This window comes from Spirulina sp. 06S082 (genome assembly GCF_034932145.1).
Lineage (GTDB): Bacteria > Cyanobacteriota > Cyanobacteriia > Cyanobacteriales > Spirulinaceae > CCY15215.
Map to the genome: position 1 here is coordinate 20,209 of NZ_JAYGHV010000015.1, position 7,213 is coordinate 27,421.

Below are 7,213 nucleotides of genomic sequence, written 5' to 3' on the forward strand. Positions count from 1 at the left end.
ACTATCAACTACATTACCGGAACTTTGATATCAACACTGTGTCCTTGATGTTCCGGTCGCATTCCAGAATAAACCAAACCTCGCTGAGAGTCGAGGGTTAAAATGGCTCCTTCTCGAATCACCTCTGTGGCATTTTTTAAGCCAACGATCGCCGGAGTCCCCAAACGCAGACCAATAACGGCTGCATGGCTGGTTAAACTCGACTCTTCCGTAATAATTCCCGCCGCTTTGCGAATTGCTTCTACATAGTCTGCATTGGTTGCTGTCGCGACAAGAATATCATCTTGACTAAAATTGGCGACATCTTTGGCATCTCGCACAACTCGGGCGCGTCCCGTCACCGTCCTTTCGCCAATGCCGATCCCTTTCCCTAAAATTGCCGTTACTACCTCCACTTTAATTAAATCCGTAGAGCCAGCAACCCCTTGTAAAGTCCCTGCCGTGAGAATGACAATATCCCCATCAAACAGTAAATTCTTTTCTTGGGCAACATTAATGGCGGCTTGAAATGTTTGGCTGGTGGAGGGCAAATCTAAAATTAATAAAGGCTTGACTCCCCAAACCATTTGTAATTGCCTGGCGACATCTACATGAGGAGTAACCGCAAGAATGGGGGTGCGGGGGCGAAATTTCGAGACATTGCGGGCGGTTGCCCCGGTTTTGGTTAAAGTCATAATTGCTGCCGCATCGAGTTGCTTGGCGATATGACTGACCGCCCCAGAGATAGCATTGGGAATCGATCGCGCAGTATTGTCCAAATCGCGATCGCTAAACATCTGCGGTTCGACACAATTGGCAATTCTGGCCATGGTCATCACAGCTTCAACGGGATAATTGCCCACAGCAGTCTCATTGGAGAGCATAACCGCATCGGTACCGTCAAGAATAGCATTAGCCACATCAGACACCTCAGCACGGGTGGGACGGGGATTATTGACCATGCTATCGAGCATTTGGGTTGCGGTAATTACGGGAATGCCCAATTGATTGGCCATGGAGATCAGGCGTTTTTGCAACATGGGAACCTGTTCTGCGGGCAATTCTACCCCTAAATCCCCTCGAGCGACCATTACCCCATCGCAGAGGGAAAGAATTGCCTCCATCTGCTCGATCGCCTCGTGTTTTTCGATTTTAGCCACCACGGGGACGGATTTTCCGGCGCTGGCGATCAAGTCTTTAATTTCTAAAATATCTTGAGGGCGTTGCACAAAGCTCAAGGCTACCCAGTCCACCCCCCGATCCAAACCAAACATTAAATCTTTGCGATCTTTTTCCGTTAGGGCGCTGACGGAGAGAGAAACATTGGGAAAGTTAACTCCTTTGTTATTGGAGAGCTTACCCGCTACGACTACGCGACAATGTAGTTGCTTATTTTCGCGATCGACGCTCTCTACGACCATTTCCACCTTGCCATCATCCAGGAGAATGGTAGCTCCAGCAGGAACTTCATCTGTCAGCCCTTGATAACTCACGAAGGCAATTTCGCGATCGCAGGAAACGGGATGACTGGTGAGAATAAAGCGATCGCCTTTGGCCAATTGTACAGATCCCGACTCGAATTTACCGAGGCGAATTTTCGGTCCCTGTAAATCTTGGAGAATACCCACCGGTCGATCCAATTCAAAAGCCAGTTGACGGATGAGGCGAATGGCGCGGTGGTGATCGTCGTGGGTTCCGTGGGAAAAATTCAGGCGTAGGGTGGTGGCTCCAGCTTCAATCAAGCGCCGGAGAACATCGGGTTTGAGGGTTGCAGGCCCCACCGTCGCTACGATTTTTGTGCGCCTGGAAAAGGGACGAGATAAAGGGTTTTGCAAGTTCGCAGGCGATCGCTCTGGAGAGGTTTCCGTCAAGGAAGACGAAAAAGGGGGAGAATCGGTTGAGTAGGGGGACAATTGCATGATCGGGAAACAATAAACGGGGTTCGGCAGGGCGGTAAGGTTTGCATTATAATCTCCTATTGTCTCGCGAAAGTCCGTTTTTGCAGATAAGTTTAGGAAGTTGTCTTTTAGATTTTCTTTTTGCTGGCGATCGCTAGAGAATATTTTTATAATTGAATGGTAAAAATATACTTGTTTACGCTGCGTCGCAATCCCTTATATTCTAGGGAAAATCAGAATAATTAACGTGAATTACAGCAATTTTTCTGACCTTTTCATATAGAGGTAGATTTTAGATGGCTTTTGAATATCCTGAAGACCTTAAGTATCTTGACAGTCACGAATACGTGCGTTTGGATGGTGAAATCGCGACCGTGGGCATTACTGCTTTTGCCGTTGACCAATTAGGGGATATTGTTTTTTTAGAATTACCCGAAGTGGGGGATGCGGTGGAAATGGGTGGAAATTTTGGCTCGATTGAATCGGTGAAAGCCGTTGAAGACCTTGCTTCTCCTGTTTCTGGTACCGTTATCGATCGCAATGAACCCCTACTCGAGTCCCCCGAGGCGATCGCGGAAGATCCTTACGGAGAAGGGTGGTTACTCAAAATTCGCCTTGACGATCCCGATGAAGAGTTGGAAACGATCGACGCGACGGAATACCGAGCGCAAGTTGAAGGTGAGGACTAGATGCAGATTTTGTCCCCCTTTTTGAGGGGGATATTTTATTGTCTTTCGTAGGCTGCTACAATTCTCTGGACGAGAGGATGCCGCACGACATCAGCAGAGGAAAGATGACAAAAAGCAATTCCCTCAACGTTTTTGAGAATTCTTTGGGTCACAACTAACCCAGAATCTTGAGAGTTGGGTAGATCGGTTTGGGTGATATCTCCGGTCACGACCATGCGAGCGCGAAAACCCAAACGGGTTAACACCATTTTTAACTGTGCCGGGGTTGCATTTTGGGCTTCATCGACAATCACAAAAGCATGGCTCAGGGTTCGCCCGCGCATATAGGCGAGGGGAGCAATTTCAATTTTTCCCCGTTCCATTAAATCGGGAATTTTCGCGGGTTCGATAAATTCGTAAAGGGAATCATAAAGAGGACGCAAAAAAGGATTAACCTTTTGCTGCAAGTCCCCAGGCAAAAACCCTAATTTTTCCCCCGCTTCAACGGCGGGACGGGTGAGGATAATGCGATCGCATTCATCATTGAGCAGTGCTTGGACGGCCAGCACGGCGGCTAAAAATGTTTTACCCGTTCCCGCCGGACCGATGCCAAAGGTAATATCATGGGTTTGAATGGCCTTGACATACTGGCGTTGGCGAAAGGTTTTTGCTCTGATCGTTTCTCCTTTACGGGTAACGGCCAAAACATTTTTTTGCAGGTCTTTATACTCGTCCGTCTGTCCTGTATCCACTGCATGAAATGCCGTTAAGATATCGGGGCTGCTGATGGGCTTTTCTTCTTTCCAGTAGGGCGCAAGGGAGTGCAGAACCTGTAAGCAGCGCTCTACTGCTTTCGGCGCTCCCGAAAGTGTTACATCTCGCCCTCGCAAGGTTAACTGCACCCCGGTATGACGGGAGAGGAGCTTGAGATTCTCCTCTCCGGTTCCGGCTAGGGCGATCGCGCTTTCATTACTGGGAAATTGTAGGGTTTCTGTCCTCACTCTATTTAATTGCAACCCTAAATATCACCCTAATTACCAATCGCTATTACCCGGTCGCCAGTTTCCCCGACTTTCGCCGCTAGAGCGCCTGCGTCGAAAAGAAGGGCGACGGGAAGGTATGGAAGGACGGGGAATAGAGGGTTTTTTAAATCCGCGCCGATCGCCATTTTCGTCATTTTGAAATCGCGAACTATTATTATTGCGATCGTAGGAGTTAAATTCACGGCTATTCTCGCGAACGCCGAAAATTTCTAGTCGAGCAGACTGTCCCGAGGCGATCGCCGCCGCCTCTAGCGTTGCTCTAATCGCATCAATATTACGTCCTCCGCGACCAAATACTCGTCCTTGTTCTTCTTCTGCAAAAGCCACGCGAATTAGGACTCGTTGATTGCTCCGAGCGATTTCACAGTGAATGCTAAGAGACTCTGGCGATTCTAATAGGGGTTCAATTAAAAACCGAGCTAATTCTTCATAATTGGGTTGAGAGGACGTAGTTGAGGAAGAGGATGGAGAAGAAGATGGAGAAGAAGACGGGGAAAATGTAATTGATTCAGGCATCCTTCACTTGCTCGAAAACTTGGGCTTTCTTGAAAATATTACGAACTGTATCGGTAGGTTGAGCGCCTTGTTTGAGTCGCTTCACGATCGCTGGAACGTTCAAGCGAGTTTCGTCAGTGCGGGGGTTATAAAATCCCAGTTCCTCAAGGGGGCGGCCGTCTCGACGGTCGCGGCTGTTCATGGCTACAATTCGGTAGCTAACTTCTCTCTTCTTGCCGTATCGCTTTAGTCGCAGCTTAATCATCTTAAAATAACACTACTTTGCTTACAATCTCTGTTCCGATTCTGACATACTCCCAATGTTAAATGCAAGCACTCTTATAAAAGTCTTTTTTCTCAATTATCTTGACGATTCCTTCAAGATTGCTATAATGAACCTCATGAGGCGATCGCAGGCGATCGCCACTCAAAAGAAAATACATCTGCGAGTTTGGTGAAAAACCTTGCAATCCGGGCAGTGTATCGCTGTCCTTGCGCTGAGTCAGATCGTGCTTCACTAGCCCGGTCGTTACTGTACGGTCATTCACCACTATACGTCTCTCCCGGTTTGATTTCGGAGAAATGTAGGAGACGTATAGTGGTGAGACCGCTTGAGTTGACCGGTCTAGTCCCGAGGGGTTTACGAAGGGGAAAGCTGACTCCCGGATGTATTTTTTTTATTGAGCAGTAATTTTAGATGCTTGACGAGCGCGATCGATCAGTTTTTGGGGAGAATCATTACGGAAAACAGCCAAACGGGAGATTTTATAATGATTTTGCCAAAAATTAAGTTTATAGATTTCATCGTTATATAAATATCCAGATTGATAGTATTTAGAAGTATAAAATTTAACTCTTCTATTGATGCGATTATAAGGATAAGCAAAGTGTAAAGACACTGTGGGATTTAAAGTTGGCTCTGCAATACATTCTTGTAGTTTTCGTTGAGACTCTAAAAGTTCCTTCTCGAGTTCTGAGATTTCTAGCTTAGTTAAATGGGTATGATTGACCCCGGCAGATTGTACATCATAAAACCCCTTTTTGAACCCATCTTTAACTCGATCGCAGTTGAGGTATTTATCTTTGCGATCGGGTTTTTCTCGTTCCATAAAAGCCGGATTTAAAAATAAAACAATAGGGATTCTGATATTATATTGTTTTGCCAATTTTTCTAAAAGCGGTAAAACAAAAGCATGAATATTTTCATAACCATCATCAAATGTTAACATCACCGGACGTTTGCCAACATATTTTTGAGGAATTGTTTTTGTTTTGGTTAGAAAATAGTCATATAAATCTTGGGATGATAAAAACCAATATTCCTCTTGAATTAAATATTTGAGAACTTGTTCTAAATCTTGAACTGGATAATCGAGGTAGGAAGCGCGAGAAGGTAACTTTTCTGGATTAGTTCTATCAAAGATACTATGAAACCCAAAAATAGGAATTTTGAATGACATTGAATCAATAATTATTTTGGCGATCGCCAAACTTAGAGCTATTGCGATCGCCAGACCGAAATATGTTTTAGATAAACCAATTTTTTTAAAATTTTTCATCTTAATTTCTATTTTAAATAACGGATCGCGCTAAGGCTAACCCTAGCATTAACTGGCATTCTCTGGCAATGCAATGTAATGTTAGGTTTTAAATGGTAGGTTGTGGGATGTTGCCCTCAGAACTACTGACTTTGTTCTTTATCCCCCCTAATCTATGTCAAACAAGAGTACTGGAGCGTTTTTGGGTGGCGTGCTGATCGGTAGCGCGATCGGTGCTGTTGTCGGGATTTTGGTTGCTCCTCGTTCCGGTCGAGAAACCCGACAAATTCTCAAAAAATCTGCGGATGCCCTACCGGAATTAGCTGAAGATTTATCCGCGACGATTCAATTGCAAGCCGATCGCCTGTCGGAGTCTGCGGTACAGAGTTGGGAGGAAACCCTCCTGCGCTTGAAAGACGCGATCGCGGCTGGTATGGAAGCCAGTCAGCTTAAAGCAGAGGAGTTGGCACAACCGCGCAATGTTACAGTAGAGTCCTCTAGCCCCGATTCCGATAATCATCTGTAATGGTTGTAAAACCATTAATACTTGATAATTAAAATTGACAATGAATTATTGATCTCAATGCTCGATCCTTTATTTTGGCTCGGCCTTTCTCTTTTATTGGTTGCCGTCAGTTTAACGGCAGTTTTAATCGCTGCTTTGCCTGCATTTCGAGAAATAGCAAGGGCAGCACGAAGTGCAGAAAAGTTATTTGATACCTTGCGACGGGAATTTCCTCCCACTTTAGACGCAATTCGCCTGACAGGTTTGGAAATTAGCGAACTGACAGATGATATTAATGAGGGGGTAAATAGTGCCAGTGGAGTCGTCAAACAGGTGGACGAGAGTTTAGGTTCGGCACGACAGCAAGCCAAAAATGTCGGGGTGAAGACCCAAAGCGCGATCGCGGGAGTACAAGCTGCTTGGCAAACTCTCAATCGTTCTAGTACAAGAGTGCCTACCGATCGCCGACTGCCTTCTCCTAAACCTTCTTTGGAATCTGACGATCGCCGCGATTTTCGTCTAACTCGTTCTTCTGAAGATGAGAAAAAATAAAAGTAAGCTCTGAAAGAGGTTTTTAATCCTCGGCGCGATCGCTATCCAATTCATCAGTTTTTTGTTCAATTTTTGTCAACCAAACTCTTAAATTGTCCAAATTTTCAAAGGCTAACATTTCTAATCCCAAGACTTCCAACTGGGAGATATTTAAGCCCGAAATTCGTTCTTCTATGTCGGGTGCTAATTGGCCAAATCGCCACGCAAGTTGACGTAAAATTAACTGCACCAAACTTTCTTGGCGGCCTTCTTGGCGACCTTCTTGGCGACCTTCTTGGCGACCTATCTCGATTCCTTCTTCCATCCAACTGGTGACAATTTGCATAACTTCCTCCTTTTCCTCTGGTTTAATTGTAGCAATTTGTTCGACAAATAGACGATTTTCGGACTCGTTTAATTTTAAATAACTGTCCACAAAACCGGAAATCAGTTGCATTCGTGCTGGATCGAGGCGTAATGTTGCTAACAGTCGCAAGCATTCTACCTTGACTCTTGGCCTATCTTCGGTGGCGATATTCCTTTTGGACATAAGTGC

The 7,213-nt window shown here is 45.4% G+C and carries 10 protein-coding genes; 3 read left to right on the forward strand and 7 right to left on the reverse strand.

The features are described 5' to 3' along the window. Positions 1-8: 8 nt before the first annotated feature. Positions 9-1,898, reverse strand: a complete 1,890-nt coding sequence (pyk, locus tag VB714_RS02755) for a pyruvate kinase (RefSeq protein WP_323220938.1) — start codon at positions 1,896-1,898, stop codon at positions 9-11. A gap of 275 nt (positions 1,899-2,173) precedes the next feature. Here pyk and gcvH point away from each other — a divergent pair, with 275 nt between their 5' ends. Further along, on the forward strand, positions 2,174-2,566 hold the full coding sequence (gene gcvH, locus VB714_RS02760; RefSeq protein ID WP_323220939.1) for a glycine cleavage system protein GcvH: 393 nt from the start codon (positions 2,174-2,176) through the stop codon (positions 2,564-2,566). 35 nt (positions 2,567-2,601) lie between these two features. Here gcvH and VB714_RS02765 read toward each other — a convergent pair whose 3' ends face one another. The 5 genes from VB714_RS02765 to VB714_RS02785 form a co-directional block, all read right to left on the reverse strand. After that, positions 2,602-3,546 carry a PhoH family protein gene (locus VB714_RS02765; protein ID WP_323220941.1) on the reverse strand — a complete coding sequence of 315 codons (945 nt, stop codon included), beginning with the start codon at positions 3,544-3,546 and terminating at the stop codon, positions 2,602-2,604. A 33-nt stretch (positions 3,547-3,579) separates the two neighbouring features. Then, a complete protein-coding gene (locus VB714_RS02770) occupies positions 3,580-4,104 on the reverse strand; it encodes a KH domain-containing protein (RefSeq protein ID WP_323220943.1) in 525 nt (174 codons plus the stop codon). After that, positions 4,097-4,348 carry a 30S ribosomal protein S16 gene (gene rpsP / locus VB714_RS02775; RefSeq protein WP_204102475.1) on the reverse strand — a complete coding sequence of 84 codons (252 nt, stop codon included), beginning with the start codon at positions 4,346-4,348 and terminating at the stop codon, positions 4,097-4,099. The genes VB714_RS02770 and rpsP overlap by 8 nt, the downstream gene beginning before the upstream one ends. Before the next feature lie 58 nt (positions 4,349-4,406). Continuing rightward, complete coding sequence (locus VB714_RS02780; RefSeq protein WP_323220946.1) at positions 4,407-4,631, reverse strand: hypothetical protein; 225 nt, start codon at positions 4,629-4,631, stop codon at positions 4,407-4,409. Positions 4,632-4,760: 129 nt separating this feature from the next. Continuing rightward, entirely contained in the window at positions 4,761-5,642 is an 882-nt protein-coding gene (locus VB714_RS02785; protein WP_323220948.1) for a polysaccharide deacetylase family protein, read from the reverse strand. 154 nt (positions 5,643-5,796) lie between these two features. Between VB714_RS02785 and VB714_RS02790 the strand changes: the two genes are divergently transcribed. Next, on the forward strand, positions 5,797-6,147 hold the full coding sequence (locus tag VB714_RS02790) for a YtxH domain-containing protein (RefSeq protein WP_323220950.1): 351 nt from the start codon (positions 5,797-5,799) through the stop codon (positions 6,145-6,147). 57 nt (positions 6,148-6,204) lie between these two features. Next, positions 6,205-6,678, forward strand: coding sequence for a DUF948 domain-containing protein (locus VB714_RS02795; protein WP_323220952.1), 474 nt, complete (start codon positions 6,205-6,207; stop codon positions 6,676-6,678). A 22-nt stretch (positions 6,679-6,700) separates the two neighbouring features. Here the strand turns inward: VB714_RS02795 and VB714_RS02800 are convergent. Next, positions 6,701-7,213 (reverse strand): DUF4351 domain-containing protein (locus VB714_RS02800; protein ID WP_323220954.1); only part of this gene is annotated, 513 nt, incomplete at its 5' end.

Excerpts from the sequence above, each read along its gene's own strand:
- pyk (WP_323220938.1), bottom strand. The coding sequence starts at position 1,898 with ATGCAATTGTCCCCCTACTCAACCGATTCTCCCCCTTTTTCGTCTTCC.
- gcvH (WP_323220939.1), top strand. The coding sequence starts at position 2,174 with ATGGCTTTTGAATATCCTGAAGACCTTAAGTATCTTGACAGTCACGAA.
- VB714_RS02770 (WP_323220943.1), bottom strand. The coding sequence starts at position 4,104 with ATGCCTGAATCAATTACATTTTCCCCGTCTTCTTCTCCATCTTCTTCT.
- rpsP (WP_204102475.1), bottom strand. The coding sequence starts at position 4,348 with ATGATTAAGCTGCGACTAAAGCGATACGGCAAGAAGAGAGAAGTTAGC.
- VB714_RS02785 (WP_323220948.1), bottom strand. The coding sequence starts at position 5,642 with ATGAAAAATTTTAAAAAAATTGGTTTATCTAAAACATATTTCGGTCTG.
- VB714_RS02790 (WP_323220950.1), top strand. The coding sequence starts at position 5,797 with ATGTCAAACAAGAGTACTGGAGCGTTTTTGGGTGGCGTGCTGATCGGT.
- VB714_RS02795 (WP_323220952.1), top strand. The coding sequence starts at position 6,205 with ATGCTCGATCCTTTATTTTGGCTCGGCCTTTCTCTTTTATTGGTTGCC.